Annotated in this window: 19 protein-coding genes and 1 pseudogene; 12 read left to right on the top strand and 8 right to left on the bottom strand. The window is 49.2% G+C overall.

What is annotated here, in order from left to right; translation table 11 throughout:
- The first annotated feature begins 323 nt into the window (after window positions 1–323).
- Together CCC32_RS11695 and CCC32_RS11690 are read left to right on the top strand one after the other, a co-directional pair.
- The gene (locus CCC32_RS11695; RefSeq protein ID WP_042518924.1) at window positions 324–1,217 is read left to right on the top strand and encodes an RluA family pseudouridine synthase; all 894 of its coding nucleotides are present in this window, start codon (window positions 324–326) and stop codon (window positions 1,215–1,217) included.
- Window positions 1,218–1,287: 70 nt separating this feature from the next.
- Window positions 1,288–1,440, top strand: coding sequence for a hypothetical protein (locus CCC32_RS11690; RefSeq protein ID WP_022315912.1), 153 nt, complete (start codon window positions 1,288–1,290; stop codon window positions 1,438–1,440).
- Window positions 1,441–1,507: 67 nt separating this feature from the next.
- Here the strand turns inward: CCC32_RS11690 and CCC32_RS11685 are convergent, their stop codons facing one another.
- Complete coding sequence (locus tag CCC32_RS11685) at window positions 1,508–1,975, bottom strand: nucleoside deaminase (RefSeq protein WP_022315913.1); 468 nt, start codon at window positions 1,973–1,975, stop codon at window positions 1,508–1,510.
- Between the two features lie 106 nt (window positions 1,976–2,081).
- Here CCC32_RS11685 and CCC32_RS11680 point away from each other — a divergent pair, with 106 nt between their 5' ends.
- Complete coding sequence (locus CCC32_RS11680) at window positions 2,082–2,879, top strand: EFR1 family ferrodoxin (RefSeq protein ID WP_287074705.1); 798 nt, start codon at window positions 2,082–2,084, stop codon at window positions 2,877–2,879.
- Between the two features lie 204 nt (window positions 2,880–3,083).
- Here the strand turns inward: CCC32_RS11680 and CCC32_RS11675 are convergent, their stop codons facing one another.
- Window positions 3,084–4,157: a type I asparaginase gene (locus CCC32_RS11675; RefSeq protein WP_022315915.1), complete on the bottom strand. Its 1,074-nt coding sequence runs from the start codon at window positions 4,155–4,157 to the stop codon at window positions 3,084–3,086.
- Between the two features lie 145 nt (window positions 4,158–4,302).
- On the opposite strand from CCC32_RS11675, the gene uxaC reads away from it, so the two are divergent.
- The 6 genes from uxaC (at window position 4,303) to carB (ending at window position 15,097) form a co-directional block, all read left to right on the top strand.
- The gene (gene uxaC / locus CCC32_RS11670; protein WP_042518931.1) at window positions 4,303–5,706 is read left to right on the top strand and encodes a glucuronate isomerase; all 1,404 of its coding nucleotides are present in this window, start codon (window positions 4,303–4,305) and stop codon (window positions 5,704–5,706) included.
- Between the two features lie 279 nt (window positions 5,707–5,985).
- Complete coding sequence (locus CCC32_RS11665; protein WP_022315917.1) at window positions 5,986–6,768, top strand: polysaccharide biosynthesis/export family protein; 783 nt, start codon at window positions 5,986–5,988, stop codon at window positions 6,766–6,768.
- A gap of 31 nt (window positions 6,769–6,799) precedes the next feature.
- Window positions 6,800–8,644 carry a glutamine--fructose-6-phosphate transaminase (isomerizing) gene (gene glmS, locus CCC32_RS11660; RefSeq protein WP_287074700.1) on the top strand — a complete coding sequence of 615 codons (1,845 nt, stop codon included), beginning with the start codon at window positions 6,800–6,802 and terminating at the stop codon, window positions 8,642–8,644.
- Between the two features lie 112 nt (window positions 8,645–8,756).
- Window positions 8,757–10,646: an amidophosphoribosyltransferase gene (locus CCC32_RS11655; RefSeq protein ID WP_022315919.1), complete on the top strand. Its 1,890-nt coding sequence runs from the start codon at window positions 8,757–8,759 to the stop codon at window positions 10,644–10,646.
- A gap of 43 nt (window positions 10,647–10,689) precedes the next feature.
- Window positions 10,690–11,766 carry a glutamine-hydrolyzing carbamoyl-phosphate synthase small subunit gene (gene carA, locus CCC32_RS11650; protein WP_022315920.1) on the top strand — a complete coding sequence of 359 codons (1,077 nt, stop codon included), beginning with the start codon at window positions 10,690–10,692 and terminating at the stop codon, window positions 11,764–11,766.
- 100 nt (window positions 11,767–11,866) lie between these two features.
- Entirely contained in the window at window positions 11,867–15,097 is a 3,231-nt protein-coding gene (carB, locus tag CCC32_RS11645) for a carbamoyl-phosphate synthase (glutamine-hydrolyzing) large subunit (RefSeq protein ID WP_287074695.1), read from the top strand.
- A gap of 391 nt (window positions 15,098–15,488) precedes the next feature.
- Here carB and CCC32_RS11640 read toward each other — a convergent pair whose 3' ends face one another.
- The 6 genes and pseudogenes from CCC32_RS11640 to CCC32_RS11615 form a co-directional block, all read right to left on the bottom strand.
- Window positions 15,489–16,835, bottom strand: a complete 1,347-nt coding sequence (locus tag CCC32_RS11640) for an alpha-L-fucosidase (RefSeq protein WP_042518937.1) — start codon at window positions 16,833–16,835, stop codon at window positions 15,489–15,491.
- A gap of 125 nt (window positions 16,836–16,960) precedes the next feature.
- Window positions 16,961–18,403 (bottom strand): pyruvate kinase, encoded by a 1,443-nt coding sequence (gene pyk, locus CCC32_RS11635; protein ID WP_044066284.1) that lies wholly within the window; start codon window positions 18,401–18,403, stop codon window positions 16,961–16,963.
- A gap of 151 nt (window positions 18,404–18,554) precedes the next feature.
- Window positions 18,555–19,634: a DNA polymerase IV gene (gene dinB / locus CCC32_RS11630; protein WP_287074692.1), complete on the bottom strand. Its 1,080-nt coding sequence runs from the start codon at window positions 19,632–19,634 to the stop codon at window positions 18,555–18,557.
- A gap of 243 nt (window positions 19,635–19,877) precedes the next feature.
- Window positions 19,878–20,237 (bottom strand): hypothetical protein, encoded by a 360-nt coding sequence (locus CCC32_RS11625; protein WP_287074689.1) that lies wholly within the window; start codon window positions 20,235–20,237, stop codon window positions 19,878–19,880.
- A 269-nt stretch (window positions 20,238–20,506) separates the two neighbouring features.
- Window positions 20,507–20,839, bottom strand: coding sequence for a helix-turn-helix domain-containing protein (locus CCC32_RS11620; protein WP_287074687.1), 333 nt, complete (start codon window positions 20,837–20,839; stop codon window positions 20,507–20,509).
- A gap of 4 nt (window positions 20,840–20,843) precedes the next feature.
- A pseudogene (locus CCC32_RS11615) lies at window positions 20,844–20,963 on the bottom strand (type II toxin-antitoxin system RelE/ParE family toxin); the annotation flags it as partial.
- A gap of 792 nt (window positions 20,964–21,755) precedes the next feature.
- On the opposite strand from CCC32_RS11615, the gene CCC32_RS11610 reads away from it, so the two are divergent.
- The 3 genes from CCC32_RS11610 to sppA all read left to right on the top strand — a co-directional run bounded on the left by CCC32_RS11610 (window position 21,756) and on the right by sppA (window position 25,301).
- The gene (locus CCC32_RS11610) at window positions 21,756–22,073 is read left to right on the top strand and encodes a heavy metal-binding domain-containing protein (protein WP_022315798.1); all 318 of its coding nucleotides are present in this window, start codon (window positions 21,756–21,758) and stop codon (window positions 22,071–22,073) included.
- 108 nt (window positions 22,074–22,181) lie between these two features.
- On the top strand, window positions 22,182–23,426 hold the full coding sequence (locus CCC32_RS11605) for a DUF4861 domain-containing protein (RefSeq protein ID WP_287074684.1): 1,245 nt from the start codon (window positions 22,182–22,184) through the stop codon (window positions 23,424–23,426).
- Window positions 23,427–23,528: 102 nt separating this feature from the next.
- Window positions 23,529–25,301 carry a signal peptide peptidase SppA gene (gene sppA / locus CCC32_RS11600; RefSeq protein ID WP_287074682.1) on the top strand — a complete coding sequence of 591 codons (1,773 nt, stop codon included), beginning with the start codon at window positions 23,529–23,531 and terminating at the stop codon, window positions 25,299–25,301.

Here is a 25,301-nt window from a genome sequence, read left to right as displayed (position 1 = left end):
CGAATCAATTTCCATCGAAAAGCCATCACGATAAGCATTACTTCGAAATCTCCCCCTGACGTGGGGAATGAAACCCCACATTGGGGGGAACCGTTCCCCACGCCGTGGGGGAAAATTCAGGGATATTTTTTTGTCGCCGTAATTGTTGGGCTGGTTTATCCGACATAGCTATCCCTTCACCGCCTGCGGTAATCTCTGCCGGGGCGATGATGGCAAAAAAACACGCCTCGTTGCCATAATATCAATGACTTTTGGCATTATTGATGCAAAAGTATCTGATTTTTTCATATATTTGCATCCCGAAAATTCTTTCAGACGACAATATGAGACATACATATAACAGAAACATCAATGATTACGCCCACTATCAAGTGGAGCAAGACGATACGTTGCTCAACTTCCTCCTCAACAACGTGAAGGAGAGCCGTTCTAAGATTAAAGCCACGCTTCAAGGCCGTGGCATCAAGGTTAATGGCAAGACTGTGACACAGTTTGACTATCCCGTTGCTGCCGGCACCAAGATAGAAGTGAGCAAGACGAAACGAAACAACGACAAGCTCAAGAGCCGCTATGTGAAGATTGTCTACGAGGACCAGTATCTCGTGGTGATAGAGAAGAATATCGGCATCCTGTCGATGGCAGCCGGCCACAAGTCGCTCAACGTGAAAGCCGTGCTCGACGACTATTTCAAGAAGACCCGCCAGCGCTGCACGGCACATGTCGTACACCGTCTTGACCGCGACACCAGCGGACTCATGATTTATGCCAAGGATATGGAGACGGAGCAGATTCTGGAGCACAACTGGCATGACATAGTTTTCGACCGACGCTACGTTGCCGTGGTGAGTGGAGAGATGGAGAATGATGAGGGAACGATAGAAAACTGGCTAAAGGACAACAAGGCATACGTGACATATTCGTCACCGGTGGACAATGGCGGAAAATATGCCATCACCCATTACCGGGTGCTCGACCGCACCACGGAGCATAGTCTTGTGGAATACAAATTGGAGACAGGAAGGAAAAACCAGATTCGTGTACACTCTGCCGATATGGGACATCCGGTATGTGGCGACATAAAATACGGCAATGGCGACGACCCTATACATCGCCTTTGTCTTCATGCCTATATGCTCTGCTTCTATCATCCCGTTACCCGTCAGGCGATGGAGTTCGAGACGATGATTCCGGCGGCGTTCAGACATCTGTTCAAGTAGGCCAATCGGTAAGCTTCATTGCTCAGTCCCTTTTATATTGGGCTCAATTAATCATTAAACTCAAGAAAAGATGGAAAATTTCGGATATTACATATTCTGTATAGTAGCCTTTATCGTTGTGTTCCTGCTTGTGAAGAAAATCACAGGCTGCCTGATAAAGACCGCCATATTCGTTGTGCTGGCAGCGGTGCTTGCGGCAATATACTATTTGTGGCTCAGTTGAGGCTTGTGATAAAACGAATCGGTCATCAGGACATTTCTGTGTATTCTGTCCTGATGACCGGTTTGGGTTAGTATTCAGTCTTGTCTGTCTTCTCCGCCCACATGCGGAAAGCCTTTTTCGCCTCTTCCTGCATGATAATTTCCGATGGCTTGTTGCGGTGGTCCGGCGACAGTTCCAGTTCCTTGTATATGAAATCGTCGTCGAAACCTATTGCAGCAGCGTCCTTGCGGTCGTTGGCATAGAAAATCTTGTCGAGATGTGCCCAGTATATAGCACCCAGACACATCGGACACGGTTCACACGAAGTGTATATCGAGCAGCCTCCCAGGTCGAATGAACCGATAGCCTTTGCCGCCTTGCGGATTGCCGACACCTCAGCATGGGCGGTAGGGTCGCAGTCTATAGTGACACAGTTGGAAGCCTCTGCCACGACTTCGCCGTTGCGTGCTATTACCGCACCGAACGGTCCGCCGCCGCTTTTCACGCTCTCTTCAGACAGTCTTATGGCTCTGAGCATTAATTCTTTATCGTTCATATAATATTCCTTTATTAGTTATAGATTTAGTGTTATACATTCAAACTCTTTGCTAAGATATTGAATATTTCCCAATAAAACAAGAAAATACCCTAAATTCACGATTATGATACTGTATTTGTCCGGCACAGGAAACACCAGGTGGGTTGCCGAGAGCATCGCCCGCATGACAGGAGACGAGAGGGTAGTAGACATCGCCTCTGTATGCAGCCAGCCCCTTCATGTGCAGCTGAACCCCGGAGAGCCTCTCGGCATCTTCTTTCCCGTTCACGGTTGGCGCCCGCCGATGCTGCTTCGTCGCGTGTTGTCAGGAATGACGTTGAGCGTCGGTTCGGAGCGCAATGTCAAACCCTACGTGTATTCAGTCTGTACCGTTGGCGACACCGTTGGCGAGAGTATGGATATATTGCGCAGCGATCTCAAGAAACAAGGCGTTTCTCTCGATGCCGTGTTTGATGTGCGGATGCCGAATACATACGTCGGACTGCCCTTTATGGATGTAGACAAGGAGAAGGTGGTCAGCGACAAGCTCCATGAAGCGCAGCCGCGCATGGAGTTTATAGCAGAAAAGATAAGAGAGATGGCGAATGGGGCTTTCATGCGCTATCTGGGCAGATGGAAGAGAATCAACAGTGGTCTGCTCGGCGAGGCATTTGTGCGCAAACTCGTCACTGACCGTTATTTCCATGTTGAAGAGTCGCTCTGCGTGTCGTGTGGGAAGTGCGTGGCATCGTGTCCCGTCGGCAACATGTCGCTTGACGACGACGGTATGCCGCAATGGAACCATGATGGCAGCTGTCTCACTTGCTTCGCCTGCTATCATAATTGTCCACGCCATGCCATCCGTTTCGGCAGCGTTACCGACAAGAAGGGACAGTATGTCTTTGACCCCAAACGGGCATAGGATGCAAAATATTCAGGCAAACGGTATCTCTATTCTCTATCTTATGTGATAGTATCTCGAATGGCAGCCGAAATAGAAACCGCTGTTTGCGGAACCGCACGAACGGTGGTGTGAGAGGATAGTATATACGAAAGTAGGAAGAAAACAGCTTCGTTTTCCTCCTACTCGATTTATTTGTAAAAGTCAGATACTTCTCTTTTGCCTTTATTCTGTCACAGTTATCTCTCCGCAGATATCTCTCACAATGTTCGATCTCACGAGATTAACATCGTTGTGCTGACCTATCAGGAACATGAGTTTTGTCAAAGCACTCTCCACGGTACTGTCGTAACCGCTCACCACACCCATGTTCTTGAGCTGGAATCCCGTGTCGTATCTGCCCATCTCCACTGCTCCGGCATCACACTGGCTGATGTTCACCACAGTGATTCCGCGGCTTGTAGCCTCCTTGAGCAGTCGCATGAGCCAGGGGTGGTGTGGTGCGTTTCCGCTGCCGTAGGTCCTCATCACCATGGCGCGAAGCTCCGGCGACTCGATTACGTGGCGCGTGATCTGCTCCTGCACACCAGGGAAAAGCGTGAACACGGTGACGTTGGGGTCTAATGCGAAGTGGGGGATGAGTTTCTTCGTGAAGTCCCTCTTCAGGATATGCTCCTCGTGGTATGTGATGTTCACTCCGGCATCTGCCAGATGAGGATAGTTGTAAGATTCAAAGGCGTTGAATCCGTCGGCGTTTGCTTTCGTTGCCCTGTTGCCTCTCAGCAGGTGGCCGTTGAAATAGATACACACTTCTGGAACTATCGGTGTGCCGTCGTCATGGTGGGCAGAAGCCACCTCAATACTCGTCACGAGGTTCTCTTTGCCGTCGGTGCGCAGCTGACCGATAGGCAGCTGGCTTCCTGTCAGCACCACAGGCTTTGTCAGGTTTTCGAGCATGAACGACAGTGCTGATGCCGTGAATGCCATGGTGTCGGTGCCGTGCAGTATTACGAAACCGTCGTAGTCGTCGTATCTGTCGGCAATGATCCTTACGAGTCGCGACCAGAAGCGCGGCGTCATGTCGCTGGAGTCGATGGGAGGCGTGAACTGATAAGAGTCGATTCCCGTCTCGATGGCAGCAAATTCCGGAAGGCAGCTGATTAGATGGTTAAAGTCCAGAGGTTCCAATGCTCCTGATTCACGGTTGCATCCCATGCCTATTGTGCCTCCCGTGTATATCAAAAGCACTCTGTCTGTGCGCTTGAAGGAATAGTTAGAAACTGAATTTTTGTTTTTCATAAAAGGTCTTGCCTATTTGATTTTTCGTTTAGATTGTGCAAATATAGCTTAAAAAATGATGTAATCAAAAAAAATGCCGTATATTTGCACAGAAAAGATTAAACAAATTACATATTAACAATTAATACTAAAATAATATTAAGTCATGAAGCAATTTATGGACGAAAACTTCCTGCTTGAAACCAAGACCTCGCAGGAACTTTTCCACAATCATGCGGCCAAGATGCCAATCATCGATTATCACTGTCATCTGATTCCTGAAATGGTGGCAAACGACCATCAGTTCAAGAGTATTACAGAGCTTTGGCTCGGAGGCGACCACTACAAGTGGCGTGCGATGAGAACCAACGGTGTTGACGAGAAATTCTGCACAGGCAAGGATACTTCAGACTGGGAGAAGTTTGAGAAATGGGCAGAGACCGTTCCTTACACTTTCCGCAACCCTCTTTACCACTGGACCCACCTCGAGCTGAAGACCGCTTTCGGCATCGACAAACTCTTGAGTCCTAAGACAGCAAGAGAAATCTTCGACGAATGTAACGAGAAGCTGAAGCAGCCAGGATATACCGCACGCGGATTCATGCGCCGCTACAATGTGGAGTGTGTCTGCACCACCGACGATCCAATCGACGATCTGCGCTACCACAAGCAGACTCGCGAGAGCGGTTTCGAGATCAAGATGATTCCGGCATGGCGTCCTGACAAGGCAATGAACATCGAGAAGCCTGAATTCCCTGAATACGTGAACAAGCTCGGTGAGGTGGCTGGTGTCACAATCAACAAGTTTGCCGACATGGTGGACGCTCTGCAGAAGCGCCACGACTTCTTCCATGAGAACGGCTGCCGCCTTTCAGACCACGGTATCGAGGAGTTCTACGACGAACCATATACAGACTCTCAGATCGAGACAATCTTCGAGAAGGCAATGCGCAAGCAGCAGCTTTCGGCTCAGGAGGTCCGCCAGTTCAAACACTGCATCCTGCGCATCTTCGCTGAACAGGATTTCGCAAGCGACTGGACGCAGCAGTACCATTACGGAGCAATCCGCGACAACAACAGCCTGATGTACGACAAGCTCGGTGCTGACACCGGTTTCGACTCAATCGGTGAGTTCACCACAGCAACAGCGATGAGCCACTTCCTCAACGAACTCAACAAGGAAGGCAAGCTCACACGTACTATCCTCTACTGCTTGAACCCATGTGCCAACGAGGTTATCGCCACAATGCTCGGCAACTTCCAGGACGGTTCATGCCCAGGCAAGATCCAGTTCGGTTCAGGCTGGTGGTTCAATGACCAGCTCGACGGTATGACACGCCAGATGAACGCACTCTCTGTTCTTGGTCTGCTGAGCCGTTTCGTAGGTATGCTCACCGACAGCCGTTCGTTCCTCTCATATCCTCGTCATGAGTATTTCCGCCGTCTGCTTTGCAATCTGCTCGGCAACGACGTTGAGAAGGGCTTGCTGCCAAACGACATGGAGAGCCTCTCTCGCATGGTTGAGGACATCAGCTACAACAACGCCCGCAACTACTTCAAGTTCTATTGATTCCCGTCGCGTTCACGCGTCGGCAGGTCGGTCGCAATAAGCGGGTGGACAAGTCGGCGAGTAGATAAGTTGACGGACAGGACGAACATACTGAGTCGTTTCCCCTTTGACTATCCAGGATAGTGGCATGAGGGGCGATGAATGAATAATCCATATCCCCATTTCCCACCACATGAATTATATGTGAGAGAAATGGGGATTTTGTATAGAAATATTTGCCGCTTTCAGAAAATAGGATTATTTTTGCAAAGATTTTAACTATATCTTAATTGAACGAGTATGAAGAAACTACTTATGCCAATTGTATTATTGGTAGCTGTGTTCACCCTCTTTAGCTGTGGTGGCATAAAGCAATTCGCTTATTATCAGAACATTGACACACTGGACTTATCTTCTTCGAAGGGACTTTTCGATGCCAAGATCATGCCTAAGGATGGCTTGGTGATTACCGTAAATACCACCGATCCGAGAGCAGCCGTGCCGTTCAATCTCAATACTGGTAATAATAATAACATTGCTAATGCCAAGGAGTCAACATACCTTGTTGACAACAACGGTTACATCAATTTCCCTATCATAGGATTGGTGAAAGTTTCAGGCTTGACCAAGCGCGAGTGTGAGGCTGTTATCCACGACAGAATCAAACCTTATATGGCAGAGAAGGAGAATCCTATCATCACCGTGCGCATGTCCAGCTTCAGAGTATGCGTGTATGGTGAGGTAAACAAACCGGGAGAGTTTGTTGTGGAAACAGAGAAAATAAGTCTCCCCGAGGCTTTGGCACAGGCAGGCGACCTTACTATCTATGGTAAACGCCAGAATGTGTTGCTTATCAGAGAAGACAGCGAAGGAAGAAAGTCTGCCCACAGGCTTGACTTGACAGATGCAAACATCATAAAGTCTCCATACTATTATCTGCAGCAGAATGACCAGATTTATGTGGAGCCTAACAAAACAAAGAAGAGAAACTCTGTCATCGGTTCGAGTACGTCGATCTGGATTGCAAGTATCAGTTCTCTGACGTCTATAACGTCGCTTATCGTGACGTTGGTTAGATTGTAAGGCTTTCTGTCATTTCAAATTTTTATTTGATATGTGTGGTATTGTAGGATATATAGGTAAAAGACAGGTCTTCCCTATTCTCATTAAGGGACTTAAGAGATTAGAGTATAGAGGATACGATAGTGCGGGCGTCGCTATGATAAACGACAATGGCGACCTCAGCGTATACAAGACTAAGGGCAAGGTGGTAGATCTGGAGCGGTTCTGTGAGGATAAGGACATATCCGGAACTGTTGGAATAGCACACACACGTTGGGCTACTCATGGTGAACCATCGTCGGTGAATGCACATCCGCATTATTCAGAGTCGAAGAACATCGCCATCATTCATAATGGCATCATCGAGAACTATGCTGACCTGAAGAAGAAACTCGTTGCCGATGGCGTGAAATTCCGTTCGGATACCGATACGGAAGTCATCGTGCAACTCATAGAATATATACAGACGAGAAAGAACGTAGACCTGCTTACGGCAGTGAGGTTTGCCCTCACCCAGCTCATCGGAGCTTATGCCATTGCAGTGCTCGACAAGAGAGACAAAGACCAGATTATCGCTGCCCGCAAGCAGAGTCCGCTGGTCATCGGTATAGGCGAGGACGAGTTCTTCCTCGGTTCCGACGCCACTCCTATTATTGAATACACCGACAAGGTGGTTTATCTCGACGACGACAATATCGCCGTGATACGCCGTGGCGAAGACCTCAAGGTGGTGAATACTCTCAACGACACGCTTAATCCGGAAATCTGCACCGTAGACCTCGACCTCGGACAGATAGAGAAAGGCGGTTTCCCGCATTTCATGCTCAAGGAAATCTTCGAGCAGCCGGAATGTCTGGAGAACTGCATGCGTGGAAGGATAAACGTGGAAGCCAACAATGTTACACTCAGTGCTGTAATAGACTACAGACGTCAGCTCCTTGCTGCCAAGCGTGTGATAATCGTTGCCTGCGGCACGTCATGGCATGCCGGACTCATAGGCAAGCAGCTGATAGAGTCGCTTTGCCGCATACCGGTGGAAGTGGAATACGCCAGCGAGTTCAGATACAGAAATCCTGTTATCGACAGTACCGACGTCGTGATAGCAATCTCCCAGAGCGGTGAGACAGCCGACACGTTGGCTGCCGTGAACCTGGCAAAAGACAACGGCGCATTCGTTTATGGAGTATGCAACGCTATCGGTTCGAGCATACCGAGAGACACAGACACCGGTTCGTATATACACGTAGGACCGGAGATCGGCGTTGCCTCCACCAAGGCATTCACCGGACAGGTCACCGTGCTTCTGATGCTCGCACTGGCACTCGGCAAGGAGAAGGGCACGATTACAAACGAACAATACTCCAAGATTGTCAGCGAACTGTGTACCGTGCCAGAGAAGATGAAGTCTCTGTTGAAGCTGAACGACAGGATATCAGAATTGAGCAAGACCTTCACCTATGCCAGCAATTTCCTTTATCTGGGACGTGGCTACAACTATCCGGTTGCGCTTGAAGGCGCTCTGAAACTGAAGGAAATCAGTTACATCCATGCCGAAGGCTACCCAGCTGCAGAGATGAAGCACGGTCCCATCGCCCTTATCGACTCTGATATGCCGGTAGTGGTAATAGCTCCGCATGATGAGATGTATCAGAAGGTGCTCAGCAATATTCAGGAAATCAAGGCACGAAAGGGAAAGGTCATAGCATTGGTTTCTAAAGGCGACGACACGATAAGCAAGATTGCCGACGAAGTGATAGAGATTCCGCAGACGCTCGAATGTCTTGAGCCGCTTGTGGCATCCATTCCGTTGCAGCTCCTTGCATACCATATCGCAGTGTGCAAAGGAAAGAACGTTGACCAGCCGAGAAATCTCGCCAAGTCGGTGACCGTTGAATAATTGACATCTATATCTTGGGGCTGCTCCTCTTCCGAGGGGTGAGCCCCTTGCTTTGAATATATTAGGGTAATAGTTACAGTAAGGATAATACATATTTAATAAGAATTCAAAAATGGAACCTTTGAAGCATGAATGTGGTGTGGCAATGGTGAGACTGCTGAAACCACTGGAATACTACCAGGAGAAGTATGGCACCTGGATGTATGGTCTTAACAAACTCTATCTCATGATGGAGAAACAACACAACCGAGGACAGGAAGGAGCCGGAATGGCATGCGTGAATCTCGCAGCTTTGCCCGGCCACGAATATATGTTCAGGGAGAGGGCGGAAGGTTCCAACGCCATCACGGAGATCTTTAGCACAGTACACAAGAAATTCATGGACCTCTCAGAGGAACAGCTCGCTGATGTGGATTATGCACGCCACAATCTTCCGTTTGCAGGAGAGATGTATATGGGCCACCTGCGCTATTCCACTACAGGAAAGAGCGGACTCACATTCGTGCATCCGTTTCTGAGAAGAAACAACTGGAGAGCAAAGAATCTTTGTCTCTGCGGAAATTTCAATATGACCAACGTGCATGAGATTTTCGAGAAACTACTCGCTATGGGACAGTCGCCGAGAATATACAGCGACACCTATATCACTCTCGAACTGATGGGCCACCGCCTCGACAGAGAGGTGGAGCGCAACTTCATAGATGCCCAGAAGAAGGGCCTCAAAGGACGCGACATCACCGATTATATCGATGACAACGTGAAGATGGCTAATGTGCTGAAAACCACGATGACCGACTTCGACGGTGGCTACGTGATGTGCGGACTGACAGGAAGCGGAGAGATGTTTGCCATGAGAGACCCATGGGGTATTCGTCCGGCTTTCTGGTATAAGGACGACGAGGTGATAGCATTGGCAAGCGAGCGCCCAGTGCTTCAGACCACATTCGGACTCGACTGCGACGACATCCACGAGCTGGAGCCCGGACAGGCGATAGTAGTGACAAAGAACGGCGTGGACAGTCTGGAGCAGATAATCGAACAGCGTGGCGACAGCAAATGCTCGTTTGAGAGAATATACTTCAGCCGCGGTTCCGACCGCGATATATACAATGAGCGCAAGAAGCTCGGAGAACAGCTCACGGAGAGTATTCTGAAGGCTGTGGATTACGACACCGAACATACAGTGTTCTCTTTCATACCAAACACAGCCGAAGTGGCGTTCTACGGAATGCTCGGAGGCTTCAAGAGGTATATCAACGACCAGAAGATAGAACGTCTGTATAACCTCGGCCATACACCGACTAAGGACGAGCTGCAGGAGATTCTCCATCAGTATGTCCGGAGTGAGAAGGTGGCATGGAAGGACATCAAGCTTCGCACCTTCATCACAGAGGGAAACACCCGTAAGGACCTGGCGTCGCATGTATACGATGTGACATACGGTTCGATAGAGCCATACGTTGACAATCTCGTCATCATCGACGACAGCATCGTTAGGGGAACCACTCTGAAAGAGAGCATACTGAAGATTCTCGACAGCCTGCACCCAAAGAAGATCGTGGTGGTGAGCAGTTCGCCACAGATACGATACCCCGACTACTACGGTATCGACATGCCGAGCCTGGAGGAGTTCTGTGTCTTTGGTGCCACAATGCAGCTGCTGAAGGAACGCGACATGCTCCATGTCGTTGACGATATTTATGAGAACTGTCTCGCAGAGCTCAAGAAACCGAGAGCCGAGATGCGCAACTGCGTGAGAGACATCTACACGCCTTTCACGGTGAATGAGATAAACCAGAAAATCATCGAGATGCTGCGCCCAGAAGGCATGACAACACCGGTGGAACTCGTGTTCCAGTCTATCGAAGGACTCCACGAGGCTATACCTGGCCATAAGGGAGACTGGTATTTCACCGGCAACTATCCTACTCCCGGAGGCACGGAGCTTGTAAACAGAGCCTTCGTCAGCTTCTATGAGAACAAATACAAGAAGAGAAAATAGAATTATAACAAAATAACCGCAAGGTTTAAAAACAACTATATAAATGAGAAATGTAACTTTAGTCTTGGAAGATGGAACCAAGTTCCACGGAAAGTCGTTTGGCTACGACCAGCCCGTTGCTGGCGAGGTGGTGTTCAATACAGCCATGATGGGCTATCCGGAGAGCCTTACCGACCCTTCCTACGCAGGTCAGCTGATGGTTCTCACTTATCCGCTTGTAGGTAACTATGGCGTGCCTCCGTTCACTATCGAAGAGAATGGTCTGGCTACATTTATGGAGAGTGACAAAATCCATGCTTCGGCAATCATCGTTGCCGACTATAGCGAGCAGTATAGTCATTGGAATGCTGTAGAGTCGCTTGCCGATTGGCTCAAGCGCGAGCATGTGCCGGGAATTACCGGCATCGACACCCGCGAGCTGACTAAAGTGTTGCGTGAGCACGGTGTCATGATGGGAAAGATTCTCTTCGACGACGAGCCGGACAATGTGCCGGTGGCAATGTATGAGGGAGTGAACTTCGTCGACCGTGTGAGCTGCAAGGAGATTATCCGCTACAACGAGGGTGCCGGCCGCAAGGTGGTGCTTGTTGACTGTGGCGTGAAGCATAACATCATCCGTTGTCTCATCAACCGTGGTGTGGAAGTTATCCGTGTGCCATGGAACTACGACTATACCGACATGGAGTTCGACGGCCTTTTCCTCGCCAATGGGCCTGGCGACCCGGACATGTGTGAGGAAGCAGTGGCAATCATCCGCAAGCAGATGTCAAAGTCTACAAAGCCAATCTGTGGTATCTGTATGGGTAACCAGTTGCTCGCCAAGGCAGGCGGCGCAAGCATCTACAAACTGAAATACGGTCACCGTTCCCACAACCAGCCAGTGCGCATGGTTGGCACAGACAGGTGTTTCGTGACGAGCCAGAACCACGGCTATGCCGTTGACGCCAAGACTCTCGGCAAGGACTGGGAGGAACTTTTCGTGAATATGAACGACGGCAGCAACGAGGGCATCAAGCACAAGACCAACCCTTGGTTCTCAAGCCAGTTCCACCCGGAGGCTTGCTCCGGACCGGTAGATACAGAGTTCATGTTCGACAAGTTCGTTGAAGCACTCAAATAATGATTCGCTGAAACACGTTATAGTCACATTCTGCCGTCCTCTCTCTCTTGAGACTGGCAGTGTGGAATCAAAGTATCAAGAAACTCAAGATAATATAATAATGAAAGACGATAATATAAAGAAAGTCCTGCTCTTAGGTTCAGGCGCATTGAAGATCGGTGAGGCCGGTGAGTTCGACTATTCCGGTTCTCAGGCACTCAAGGCACTCCGTGAGGAGGGAGTGGAAACAGTTCTCATCAACCCTAACATCGCCACCGTACAGACATCCGAGGGCGTTGCCGACCAGATCTATTTCCTTCCTGTCCAGCCATATTTTGTGGAGAGGGTAATCGAAAAGGAGCGTCCGGATGGTATCCTCCTTTCTTTCGGCGGACAGACGGCTCTCAACTGCGGTGTTGAACTCTTCAAGAGCGGTGTGCTCGAGAAATACAATGTCAGGGTGCTTGGCACACCGGTGCAGGCTATCATGGACACAGAAGACCGTGAGCTTTTCGTTCAGAAGCTCGACGAGATTGACGTGAAGACCATCAAGAGCGAGGCTTGCGAGAACATCGAACAGACACGCAAGGCAGCTGCCGAACTCGGTTATCCTGTTATTATCCGTGCCGCATACGCATTGGGAGGTCTGGGATCAGGTTTCGCTGACAACGAGGAGGAACTGGACAAGCTCGCTGAGAAGGCATTCGCTTTCTCTCCGCAGGTGCTTGTGGAGAAGAGTCTCAAGGGATGGAAGGAGATAGAGTATGAAGTGGTGCGCGACCGCTACGACAACTGTATCACCGTTTGTAATATGGAGAACTTCGACCCGCTGGGAATCCATACGGGAGAGAGTATCGTAATCGCTCCTTCACAGACGCTTACAAACTCAGAATATCACAAGCTCCGTGCCTTGGCTATCAAGATCATCCGCCATATCGGTATCGTGGGTGAGTGTAACGTGCAGTATGCGTTCGACCCAAAGAGCGAAGACTATAGAGTGATCGAGGTGAATGCCCGTTTGAGCCGTTCGTCAGCTCTCGCTTCAAAGGCAACAGGTTATCCTCTGGCTTTCGTTGCTGCAAAGCTCGGTATGGGCTACGGACTCTTCGAGCTGAAGAACTCCGTGACCAAAACCACCAGCGCATTCTTCGAACCGGCTCTCGACTATGTGGTCTGCAAGATACCACGCTGGGACTTGAGCAAGTTCCGTGGCGTAGACAAGGAGTTGGGATCATCGATGAAGTCTGTCGGTGAGGTAATGGCTATCGGCCGCAACTTCGAGGAAGCTATCCAGAAGGGTCTCCGTATGATCGGTCAGGGTATGCACGGCTTCGTTGAGAACAAGGAACTTGAGATTCCTGATATCGACGCCGCCCTTCGTGAACCTACAGACAAGCGTATCTTCGTCATCTCGAAGGCTATGCACAAGGGATATACCGTTGACGATATCCATGAACTGACTAAGATTGACAAGTGGTTCCTCGAGAAGCTGAAGCATATCATCGACATCGACGAGGAGATGAAGAAGTGCAACATAAATACTCTTGACAAGGAACTGATGCGCACGGCTAAGGTCTATGGTTTCACCGACTTCCAGATAGCTCGTGCAGTCGGCTTGGAGCAGGAGCTTCACAGCATGGCTAAGGCAGGTCTTGTTGTAAGACAGTTGCGCAAGAACTATGGCATCCTTCCTGTAGTAAAACAGATAGATACCCTTGCCGCTGAATATCCGGCACAGACCAACTATCTGTATGTTACATACGCCGGTGTGAAGAGCGACATCACCTTCGAGAACGACCACCGCAGCATCGTGGTGCTCGGTTCAGGTGCCTACCGCATCGGTTCTTCAGTTGAGTTCGACTGGTGTGGCGTGCAGGCTCTCAATACTATCCGCAAGGAGGGCTACCGCTCGGTGATGATAAACTATAACCCTGAGACCGTTTCTACCGACTATGACATGTGCGACCGTCTCTATTTCGATGAGTTGACATTCGAGCGTGTTATGGATATCATCGACATGGAGCAGCCTTATGGCGTCATTGTTTCCACCGGTGGACAGATTCCTAACAACCTTGCAATGCGCCTCGATGAGCAGCATGTGCCGATCCTCGGTACCAAGGCTAAGGATATCGACAATGCCGAAGACCGTGCCAAGTTCTCTCAGATGCTCACCAACAACGGCATCAACCAGCCTGAGTGGAGCGCTCTGACCAGCATGGAAGACATCGACAAGTTCATCGATAGGGTAGGCTTCCCTGTTCTTGTGCGCCCAAGCTACGTGCTCTCAGGTGCTGCCATGAACGTATGCTCTAATGAGGACGAGCTGAAGCGTTTCCTCCAGTTGGCTGCCAATGTCAGCGAGGATCATCCGGTCGTAGTGAGCAAGTTCATCGAGCATGCCAAGGAGATTGAGATGGATGCCGTGGCAAAAGACGGTGAGGTCATTGCTTACGCCATTTCTGAGCATATCGAGTTTGCCGGTGTACACTCCGGCGACGCTACAATACAGTTCCCTCCACAGAAACTCTATGTTGAGACCGTGCGCCGTGTGAAGCGCGTCGGCCGTCAGATTGCCAAGGAACTCCACATCAACGGACCGTTCAACATCCAGTTTATGGCTCGCGACAATGACATCCTCGTCATCGAGTGTAACCTGCGTGCCAGCCGCTCGTTCCCATTCGTGAGCAAGGTATTGAAGATCAACCTCATCGAGCTTGCCACACGAGTTATGTTAGGTCTGCCGGTAGAGAAACCGAGCAAGAACCTCTTCGATCTTGACTACGTGGGAATCAAGGCTTCTCAGTTCTCGTTCAACCGTCTGCAGAAGGCTGACCCAGTTCTCGGTGTAGACATGAGTTCTACTGGTGAGGTTGGATGTATCGGAAACGACACAAGCTGTGCCGTGCTCAAGAGTATGCTTTCCGTAGGTCAGCGTATTCCGGAGAAGAACATTCTTCTTTCTACTGGTAGTGCAAAGCAGAAGGCAGACATGCTCGACGCTGCACAGATGCTCGTGAAACATGGTTATAAGCTCTTTGCAACAGACGGAACAAGTAAGTTCCTCACTGAGAACGGCATTGAGAACACCCATGTGCTCTGGCCTTCAGACCCGGACGACGGCAAGACTCCAAAGGCTCTTGATATGCTCCACAACCACGAGATTGACATGGTGGTGAACATTCCTAAGAACCTCACCAGCTCTGAGCTTACCAACGGTTACAAGATTCGCCGTGCGGCAATCGACCTCAACGTTCCGTTGATTACCAACAGCCGTCTTGCCAGTGCATTCATATCAGCATTCTGCACTACCAAGCTCTCAGATATCGAGATTAAGGCATGGGGTGAATATTAATCGTGATAAGCTGGAGTTGATATACTCCAAGAATAAAGGTACATAGTTACCATAATAAAAACAGCCAAGGATTCAGTTATTGCCGAGTCCTTGGCTGAGTTTTTTTACCACCCCAAAAACGACCTAATGACCGATTGGGGTTAAACCCAAATCGGTCATTAGGCCGTTTAATGTATAATTTTAATAACTGCTTGCAGTCTTTTGCTTTTTATAAGGCGTCTTTTGCTCGTTTTTAATTCGCAATAGCCCGCTATTACTCATTAAAAGCCAAACAAAATCCACTCTTCTAAAAAACAAAATCCATGCAAGCCCTAATGACCGATTTGGGTTAAAAAAATGGCATAATCGCACTTTTCAGCGATTATGCCATTTTTTTTGTATATATGAAGGATTAGAATTCCACTTTGATGATATAGTCGTCTTCGTCACCCTTTCTGTCGTTCAGCTCGAAGATTGTCTTGCCAGTGGCTTTGTCCTTTCTGAACGCCAGTTTGTCGCCTGTGATGAGGTTTGTCGCCTTCTTGGCTTTACCCTTCATTGTCACGGCGATTTCACCATCCTTCTTGTCTGTGAGGATATGTATATAGAGAGGAGCCTTTTTCCCCTTTCCGCATGTCGACACGATGCTGTCGCCAAGCGCCACTTCTCCTGCCACAGTGCGGTATATGCTTTCGCCGGCATTGCCGTTCAGCCATTTGCCCATGTCGGCAAGACGGTCGAGAGCCGTTGCCGGAAGTTCGCCGTTTGGCTGCGGACCGATATTGAGCAGCAGGTTGGCTCCCTTAGCCGCTGTGCGCACGAGCAGTCTGATGAGTTCCTTGGCCGATTTATAGTTCTGGTCTTTTATCTTGTATCCCCACATGCCGTTCATCGTCTGACAAGTCTCCAGCGGCAACCGGCTGATAGACTGTCCTGACAGACCGTTCTTGTTCTCTCCCGGAATGTCTCTTTCAAACATCTGCATGTCTTCGCCCTCAAACGGAGTCTGGTGGTGGTTGTTGCCGATGATGCATGCCGGTTGCAGTTTGTGTATCATAGCATACTGCTCAGGCAGCTGCCAGTTGAATGGGATTGTGTCCTCGTCGTGGTCCCACCATCCGTCAAACCATATACCGTCCACCTTTCCGTAGTTTGTCAGCAGTTCGGTGAGCTGTGCGTTCATGAATTTGTAGTAGTGGTTCCAGTCCGCCTTCTTCGGGTCTTTGCCCGTTGTCAGTCCTGTTCTGCCGGCAGGGTAGTCCTCTCGTGTCCAGTCGATGTGAGAGTAGTAGAGATGCAGTCCAATGCCCTGTTTGTGGCATTCGTCAGCCAGCTGTCTCACGATGTCTTTGCCGTATGGCGTGTTCATGATGTTGTAGTCGGACTGTTTTGTGTCCCACATCGAGAAACCCTCGTGGTGGCGGGTTGTGAAGCAGATGTATTTGGCTCCCGAAGCCTTTATCGCCGAAATCCATTTCTCGGCGTTGAAGGAGTGCGGATAGAAAGCGTCAGCCACCTTGGCGTATTCGTCCTTGTTGGGACCATAGTTGAGATACCATTCCCCCTGTGCGAACATACTGTAAAGTCCCCAATGCAGGAAAATGCCGAATCGGTTGTCAGAAAATTCATTTCGTGCCTGCAGGTTCTCTGCTGTCGGCACGTAATGCTGCTGGTTGCAGGTTTCGGCTTTCTGCTGGTTCTGTGCGTTGCCCAGAAGAGTTGCCGATGCAAGTAGTGCTGTTATCAATGCGTGTTTCATAAAAATAAGGTTATCAAAAGATTATTATAAACCCAGTTCCAAAAGTCCGCATAGCGGGAGTTTCCTGCGATGCGGACCATGAAGCCGGTTTTTCAGTCATTGTGTATTTCTTGTTCCGTGTATTGTCAAGGTCTCATCGTGTTAGGCAGTTTGAAGTCCTTGTTGAACACGTCAGCCACCTTGTCGATTTCGAGGAACGTGGTGCCGCCGCCCCTTCCGAAGCTGCCGCTCAGATATGCAATCTTGTCCTCCATCTTCAGGTAGCCCTTCTGTCGCAGCATTCTCAGCGCTGCCACGAACTGGTCCTGCGGTTGCAGTTTCTTATGCTGGAACACCGGAATCACTCCGTAGCTCAGAGCCAGCAGTCTCTGCACCCTTTCCTTTACGCAGATGGCGAGTACGGGGTTAGGACCGCGGAAAGCCGCCAGGTTGCGTGCTGTGCGTCCGTATAGGCTGTCGGTGATGATTCCCCTCACTCCGAGACGCTCCGTTGACTCGATAGCCTGTTTTGCAAGGAATTCGCTCACGTTACAGTCGTTGCTCAATGGCACAGGGATGTCGTTTTCGCGCATCTTGTCCTTCTCAGCCTGTTCGGCTATGGCAGCCATTGTCTTTACAGCCTCCACCGGGTATTTACCCGATGCCGTCTCGCCGCTGAGCATCAGGGCGTCGGTGCGGTAGTATATGGCATTGGCGATGTCGGTCACCTCGGCACGTGTAGGACGAGGGTTGTTTATCATCGTGTGCAACATCTGTGTGGCAACGATAACAGGCTTCTTTGCCTCGATACACTTCTTGATGATCATTCTCTGGATTCCCGGAATGCGCTCGATAGGCACCTCGATGCCCAGGTCGCCACGGGCGATCATGATACCGTAAGACGCCTCGATAATCTCGTCGATATTGTCAACGCCCTCCTGGTTCTCGATCTTTGAGATGATCTTTATCTCGCTGTTATGCTCGTCAAGAATTCTCTGAACAGCCAGCACGTCTTCCTTGCTGCGCACGAAAGAGTGGGCTATGAAGTCGATGTCCTCTTCTATTGCGAGCAGGATGTTCGCTTTGTCCTTTTCAGTCAGCGCCGGCAGGTCGATATGCTCTCCCGGAACGTTGACGCTCTTTTTCGAACCCAGCTTTCCGTCGTTCTGCACCTCCACGCAGAGCGAGTCGCCGTCTTTTTCATAGACGAGCATATCCAGTTCTCCGTCGTCGAAGAGCACGTGGTCGCCCACCTTCACGTCGTCAATGAAATTTTCGTATGAAACGTTCACTGTGTCGTGAGAAGTATCTTCTGTATTGTGTCCGTAGATTTTCACCCTTTCCCCCGTTTTGTATTCAATGGGTTGGTCAGTGGCTGTGGTCCTCACTTCCGGTCCTTTGGTGTCGATGAGTATTCCGATGTGTCTTGACACCTTTCTCGTGTTTTTGATAATCTCGCGTAGACCGTCGTGTGAGGCATGTGCGGTGTTCATTCTGACTACGTTCACACCTGCCAGGAATAGCTGGCGGATAAAGTCTACACTGCATCTGCGGTCGCTGATAGAAGCTACAATCTTAGTTTGTTTCATACCTGTATATTATTTACCTATTTAAATTCAATGCAAAAATACAACAATAATTTCTATTTCCGTCTCAGGTGTTGTGATTATTTGCTGTTATTCGACTAAAACGATTTCGTTCAGGGGCTGAACCGTTGATGATGGTCATCTGTATGCAGCTTCAGTCCCATTCCTTGAAGTGCAGTTCCTGTTCCACCCATTGTGGTCTCTTCTTGTCGTCGCAGGGGTTCGACACGCTCAGTCCGATGAGCCGGATAGGTTTCGTTGTGGTGTCCACCTGTCTGAGGAGTTCCTTTGCCAGTGGCAGGATGTCCTGTTTCTTTGTGAGCACCCTGTCAGACGTTATGCTGCGTGTGATGTTGGTGAAGTCGGAGTATTTTATTTTCAGGCTCAGCGTCAGTCCTCTGAATCCGCTTTTCTCCAGTCTTGTCAGCAGTTCCATCACCGTGTGGTATAGTTCTATTATTATCGCCGACCTTTTGTTAATATCCTCCAGGAAAGTCTGTTCGCAACCCACCGACTTCCTTATCCTTACGTTCTCCACAGGCCGCTCGTCTATGCCACGTGCGAAATTATAGAACGTGGGTCCCGCCTTTCCGAACACCTCAGTGAGATGCTTCAGCGAGCATTGTCTCAACTGTTCCCCGTTGAATATCCCCATGCGGTGCATCGTCTCTCTCGTCTTCGGTCCCACGCCCCAGAAATCCTCTATCGGCAGCGTTGCGATGAAGTCGAGAGCACGGTCAGGGTGGATGGTAAACAGTCCGTCGGGTTTGCGGTAGTCAGAGGCTATCTTGGCGAGAAACTTGTTGTACGACACTCCCGCACTTGCCGTCAGCTCCGTCTCCTGCCTTATAGCTTCCTTTATCTCCCTTGCTATGTCTTGAGCGAGCAGAATCTTCGGCTTGTTGCAGGTCACGTCGAGAAAAGCCTCATCGATAGACAGCGGTTCTATCAGGTCTGTATAGCGTTGGAAAATGGCGTGTATCTGTCGCGACACCTCTTTGTACGCCTCATGCCTGCACGGCACGATAATCAGTTCCTTGCACAACTGTTTCGCCTTTGCCATCGACATAGCCGAGCGCACTCCATATCGCCTTGCCTCATAGCTCGCCGTAGACACCACACCACGTGGTCCGTCGAACCCCACGGCAATCGGTTTGCCGCGCAGCTCCGGATTGTCTCTTTGTTCCACTGCAGCAAAGAAGGCATCCATGTCGATATGTATTATCTTTCTCATATTGTCCATTGGCTTGTCATGCAAGGATTTCTGTTTGATGCTTCATGCCTGTTTCTGATGTAGGCATTTTGCGTGACTGACACGTTTGCAAATGCAAAGATAATGTTTTTATGGCAGATATATATAATGTTTCATTAACATCATTCAGTCTTGTTGGTCCTTGAAGTGGTTTGGATATTCTTCAGCAGTCTGGCTACAAGATTCTTTGTGTTGTCTGACAAAATCAAGGAATCCTCATGAAACCTATACAATTTCATCCAAGTCATTAATGATATGGATGGTGTATATAGCATCCTTGTTGAAGTCCTTTATCATGTTTTCATGGATTTCCTGCTCTCTGGTGTTCTCATAATAGGGCATTATAATGATGAGGAACTTATGCCTCAGTGACCTTCCAAGTCTTTGTGGTCCAATCACTTCTGAAGAGGAATAGTTTGCAAATACAGCATATTTGCAGTCTGTAAGGTTGGCATTCTCATTGAGAATATTGACAGAGACTATGTGGTCAATCTTCCTGTTGTTGCAATCATTGTATATTTGGTCAGAATCTTTGTTCTTTGAGGTCGTTTCCTGTATTATTGTTTTTCTGAAACAAAGTGTCATAGTATCATTTTGAGCTTCACTTCAGAATCTAAAGTACTGGCGGTGAAAGAATTACGTCAATGATACTTTTCTGAATGTTTTACAGAAAAGTATCATAAAAGTATCATAGAAGTATCATCGGGATGTCATCGAGGGAATATAGATGTATTATCAATCAGCCATCGGCTTTTCATCGGAATCCCCTTCGTATGCGAAAGCGTATACCTAAACATTTTAGCATCCGCTTAGGCATAGCATTCATACTATATTATCAACTTGATGATTGACATTTACCATAATGCTATTTTCCCCGCTATACCCAAATCAAGTGTAGCTGTAGAAATTCCCAATGCTTGGAACACACGGCTTATAGTAGGCAAGGTTATAACACTTGTACCTTTTTCTAATTTGGAAATTTGAGCACGCTGCACACCGATACGCTCGCCAAGTTGTTCTTGTGTGAGATTCTGTGCCAGTCGAGTCTTTCGAATGGCTTCACCTACAATATAGGCATTCACATCCTCTTTGAGCTTTGCTTCCATGGCTTCACGCTCCGGTGTACCTCTTTTACCCCAAAGTTTATCCTTCATATTGTCTGCTGGTATCAATTTCATCTGTGCCATAATGCTATTTCTTTTTATTATTAAAATACTCTTTTCTTATCTCTTCCGCTTTGGTTATTTCCTTTAGTGGTGTCTTCTGGGTTTTCTTGACAATGCCATGAGTTGCGATAACCAATGTTTCTTCTTCTGTCAACACCACTTTTAGTTTGTTGATGCCCATTTTGTTTGATTTATAGTGCAAAGATAATATATTGTTTCCAAACAACGATACAAAATTAAGTGTTTCGATTGCTTGTCTCTCATTTTTTTTCGTAATGGTAATCTCATAGTATCATATATGCATCTACATCTTCCTTTATTTCCCTAAATATCATGATTCAAATATTGCTGTCCGGTATAGCTTTTGCAAGCTGCATATGGTCAGCCTTCTCTCTGGTTTGCCATTTATTTTGCGAATATCCCGATGGCCAAATCACAGTCATTGGCAAGGAGAACAAAAAAGTACAAGAAATGGGCACGGTGCTTGCCCATGTTGGGCAACGTGCTTGCCCCAGTTGGGCACGGTGCTTGCCCCAGTTGGGCAGAATCCGTTCCGGAAAAGTGCCCAAAAACATTAACCCGAATCGGTCATCAGGGCTTGCCTGGATTTTATATTTTTAGAAGAGCGAATTTTGTTTGGCTTTTATGAGTAATAGCTTGCCGTTATGTTTTCTGTTCTTCGTGCTGAGGTTTTATAACCTGTGGATTTTTACCATAAAACAATATGTTTGGCATTTGCAAACCGCATACTTGGTCCCCGTTTTCCGCTTGTTTGCATCAAGAGAATGATAGAAATAAGAAGCCATGACATCTATTGCCAAATGACCGTTGTTATGAAAACCGTTACAGAAGATGAAAATGTGCTATTTAAGTTGGCAATAATAATAAAAATGTGTAACTTAGCACCCCAATTATGTATTTACTAAAATATAAGGAAATGATTATAACTACAACACCCTCTATAGAGGGACATCCGGTTAAGGAATATAAGGGCATTGTGACCAGCGAAGTGATAATCGGTGCCAATGCCATCAGAGACTTCATGGCAGGTATCCGTGACTTCTTCGGCGGCAGGAGCAGAACCTACGAACAGGTGTTTGCCGAAGCGAGATTCAACGCCTTCCGTGAGATAGAGCAGCATGCCGTGAATCTCGGCGGCAATGCCGTTGTGGGCGTTCGCCTCAGTTATGAGACCGTTGGCTCAGGCAACTCCATGCTGATGGTGGTCTGCAGCGGTACGGCAGTCGTGATCTGATTTCCGAAAGCCCCATCTGCAAGGAGGGAAGAAACATACTACTACTATATAATAAGACTAATCCAAGAGTCGCAAGTGTAAACTCGCAGCTCTATCGAAACAAACAAGATGATGAAGAAAAGTAATATCGTGAGGCTACTCTGCCTCGCTGTATTTACGGCAGGCGCTATTGAAGCAGCTGCCGATACCACGACAATCACCGTGATGCTGAAGAATCCTCTCAATGTAAGGCGTGCTGACGTTCCGGTGGTGTTGCAACTGAAAGATGTGCCCTTCAACGTGAAGGATGCAGTGGTGAGATGCGAGGGCAGGGAAGTGGCATCTCAGATAGACGACCTGGACCGTGACCTGCACAATGACGAACTCGCCTTCGTGATAGACATGGACGCCAAGGGCAAGAAGGTGGTCACCGTAGACCTGTATTCGGAAAAGCAGGCGGACCGCAGCTATCCGCGCCGCACATACGGCGATATGATAATGAGAGACAACAAGACGAAGGTGAAGAACGGATTCCGTTCCTACGTCCACTCGGTCTCAGCACCCGAAGGAGTTGACGTATTCCATCTTCTGCATCACCACGGAGCAGATTTCGAATCAGAACTCGTGGCATACAGAGTGTATTTCGACGAGCGCCAGACCTTCGACCTCTACGGCAAGTACAAGAAGCAGCTCGAACTCGAAACAAGCCAGTTCTATCCCGATGACAAGCAGCTTGCCGACGGATATGGCGATGATGTGCTCTGGGCAGGCAAGACTGTGGGACTCGGAGCCCTGCGCGGTTGGGACGGCGAGAAACCGACAATGGTCAGTCCGGTGCTGTCGAGAGGCCAGCGTATGGTGGCGAGCGGACCCGTCCGCACCATCGTGGAACTCACCGACGAGGGGTGGCAGCTCTCGGGCGAGACCTTCAACATGAGGCAGAACGTGATAATCTATGCCGGACACAGAGACTGCGAGGTGCATGCCTGGGTGGACACGCCGGCAAAAGACGTGAAGTTTGCCACGGGAGTCATCAATCTGAACGACAAGATGTATTCCGACCATCGCGGACTCGTGGGCGACTGGGGCGGCAACTGGCCTAACGGTGCCAAGGACTCGATAGCCGGAAAACCGAAAATCGTGGTTGGTCTGGCAGTCAACGTGCCGGAGAAATATGTGGATAGCGAGCCGACGACGGAGAAAGACCAGTATCTCTATGTCATGCACACGGCAGGCGGCAATTATCTCACATACAATATGGCGTTCACCTGCGACAAGGAAACCTTCGGCTATAAGGACGCCAAGGAGTGGTTCGCATGGATGAAGCAATGGAAGAAAGAACTCGACAATCCCGTGACCGTCACCATAGAGTAGCGGACGGGAAGGAAAGAAAAATCAAATAAATGTCAACTATGCTGTAGTTTTCCAGATACTGCCAGCGTTATATAAGTAGTATTGACATTAAAACGAAAGAGTATGAAGGAATTTTTCAAGCAAGTAGGAGCTACGGTAGTAGGTATCATGATCTTCTGCCTCGTAGTGGGAGTGATGAGCGTGATGAGCATCGTGGGCATGATTGCCTCGTCAAGTGCCACAAAGGACGTTGCTGACAACACGGTATTCGTGATAGACCTGAACGGACAGCTGCAGGAGCGTGCCGAAGACGACATCATGGCGGTGCTCTCCGGCGGCAGAACCGACGTGATAGGACTCGACGACCTGCTGCTCGCCATCAAGAAGGCAAAGAACAACGACAAGGTGAAGGGCATTTACATACAGTCGGGACTCTTCGTCTCTGACTCTTACGCTTCGCTGCAGGCGGTGCGCAAGGCGTTGGTAGACTTCAAGAAGAGCGGCAAGTGGATAGTGGCATACGGCGACGTGTATACACAGGCCACATACTACCTCTCGTCGGTTGCCGACAAAGTGTATCTCAACCCCAGCGGTCAGGTGGAATGGAGCGGAATCTGCTCGCAGACGATGTTCGTGAAAGACCTGATGGCAAAGTTCGGCGTCAAGATGCAGGTGGTGAAAGTAGGAGCCTACAAGAGTGCAACCGAGATTTTCACCGGCGACAAGATGAGCGACGCCAACAAGGAGCAGGTGTCTGCATTCATCAACGGAATATGGAACACGGTGTGTACCGACGTGGCGAAGAGCCGCAAGGTGACCGTTGCACAGCTCAACCAGTATGCCGACAACATGATAACGCTGGGCGATCCTAAAGACTACGTGAAATACAAGCTCGTGGACAAGCTGCTCTATGTTGACCAGCTCAAGGCAGAGGTGAAGAAACTGATGAACCTGAAGGATGACGACGACGTGAACACAATAGGCATAACAGGAATGGCCGGAGTGCCCGGCGGAGCCGACGACGGAGACTGCATCGCCGTGTATTACGCCTATGGCGACATCGTGGACAACGCCACAGGAATGGCATCTCGCAGCCATGTGATCGACGGTGCCAAGGTGTCGGCAGACCTGCGCGACCTCGCCGATGACGACGACGTGAAGGCAGTGGTGATAAGGATAAACTCAGGAGGCGGCAGCGCCTATGCCTCAGAACAGATATGGAGAGCCGTGCAACTCGTGAAGGCAAAGAAGCCGGTAGTGGTTTCTATGGGCGGAATGGCAGCATCAGGCGGATACTATATGAGCTGCTCAGCCAACTGGATTGTGGCAGAACCAACCACGCTGACGGGAAGTATCGGAATCTTCGGAATGTTCCCAGACGCCAGCGGACTGCTCACAGAGAAGCTCGGAGTGAAGTTCGACGAGGTGAAGACAAACAAGAACAGCGGTTTCGGCACTATGGCTCGCCCGTTCTCTGAAGAGGAGATGGGCTATCTCTCGGCATATATCGACCGCGGATACAAACTCTTCCGCCAGCGTGTGGCAGACGGACGCCGTCTCTCTACCGATGCTGTGGAGAAGATAGCACAGGGCAGAGTATGGCTCGGAGAGGATGCGCTGAAGATAAAGCTCGTAGACCAGCTCGGCGGACTCGATGACGCCGTGGCAAAGGCTGCGAAACTCGCCAAGGTGAATGACTACTATACTGCCGAATTTCCGGCAAAGGCAAGCTGGATGGACGACCTGCTGGACAACGGATTCTCTTCGGGCAGCTACATCGACGAGCAGATGCGCATGACGATGGGAGAATACTACTCCACATTCATGTTGCTGAAAAACATCAACCGGCAGTCGGCAATCCAGGCACGCATGCCTTATGTCATAACAATAAAATAG

The sequence above is a fragment of the Prevotella sp. LMAG:51 genome (assembly GCF_008680225.1).
GTDB classification, from domain to species: Bacteria; Bacteroidota; Bacteroidia; order Bacteroidales; family Bacteroidaceae; genus Prevotella; species Prevotella pectinovora.
Note: the sequence above shows the minus strand (reverse complement) of the source record. Positions and strands in the feature narration are given on the sequence as shown.